The sequence below is a fragment of the Cupriavidus campinensis genome, from assembly GCF_905397395.1.
Taxonomy (GTDB): domain Bacteria; phylum Pseudomonadota; class Gammaproteobacteria; order Burkholderiales; family Burkholderiaceae; genus Cupriavidus; species Cupriavidus campinensis.
The window spans coordinates 1-1,138 of sequence record NZ_CAJPVH010000145.1 but is presented as its reverse complement, the minus strand read 5'-3'; the positions used below and the strand labels follow the sequence as shown (position 1 = coordinate 1,138).

Annotated in this window: 1 protein-coding gene; it reads right to left on the bottom strand. The window is 56.8% G+C overall.

Features of this window, described 5'->3' with window-relative positions; genetic code table 11:
- Positions 1 to 267: 267 nt before the first annotated feature.
- A complete protein-coding gene (locus KHO18_RS28245) occupies positions 268 to 975 on the bottom strand; it encodes a hypothetical protein (protein ID WP_144203687.1) in 708 nt (235 codons plus the stop codon).
- Positions 976 to 1,138: the final 163 nt, after the last annotated feature.

Below are 1,138 nucleotides of genomic sequence, written 5' to 3'. Positions count from 1 at the left end.
CCGACCCATAGCGGCCTGCCGGGTTTCTCCGAATCGGACAATCAGACTGCCTCGTTGAAGAGTCGTTTGTGAGGTGTGGGGAACCATCTTCCTTGTCGCCGCGCTCAAGAACGAGTGTAAGCACAGCGTTGGAATACTGTTGTATCTGAGGAACGGGATCTAGCGCGCCGGACCTCTGACACAGTGGCTGAATCTGCCAACGCTTGCGCGCTATTGCTTGCCCCTACCTGCACGGACCCTGTTGCGGGGGGCTATCAAATTTCTGAGTTACTTGTCAGACGCATTCGCGACTGCGAACTCGAGCATGACTTTCGATACCGACGCCTTGATTTTGCGCCAGTCTTCCAGCAATCCCTTGCGAAACGTCACCCGAATCTTCGCGTGCATGGCTGGATCTAGGACAAAGGTCATGGCGCAACTGCTCGACGCATACACGCTGACCTTGCACGCTATATGGGTCAGCGTCTTCCCGTCTTTGCCGACCTCCAGGTATCGTCTCTCGCCGCTGCCCCCTAGATGCCGCTCATCGTCCTTGATATTCGAAAATGCGCGCAGACCGTGTACAAGCCCTGGCTCTTCCCGATAGGGATCAGGTCCGGTCATTCTGACCTCTTTCGTCATGCGTACCATGTATGTCTCGCTGTCGACCCTGAAGTCGCTGTTCGCCCAGACCAGCACGCGCATCCATCTACTGGTGGAAAGCGTTTCCTTTGGCGTAGCGTCGGGATTTCGGACATCAAGCACGGCCATGTCGGGAAAGTGCACTTCGAATGCGAAGCCGCGAATGCCTGAGTGATAGTCCCGTGGCGGCGTATCGCCTTTGCGTTGCTCCATGAAATTGGGGTCGCCTTCGTATTCGAGGAAGCGGCCATAGGCGCGTGGGATATTTACCGGCACACCCCCAAGGTGCCCGACATAGCCGTTGGGCGTCGGCGCGGCACTAGCGAGAAGTCCGGTGCATGGAAGCAGCGTCACTAAGCAGGCCGCACCGTGCGTAAGAAGTCGATGACGTAACTGGCTGAAAGGTCTGAATGAGTATTTGCCCATATCTGTTCTGCGTACCTGTCGATACCCGAGGATCCTTGAACGCTCATTCTCAGCGATTTAGCTTGTCGCGTCGAACGACCGCTCCTGGCCG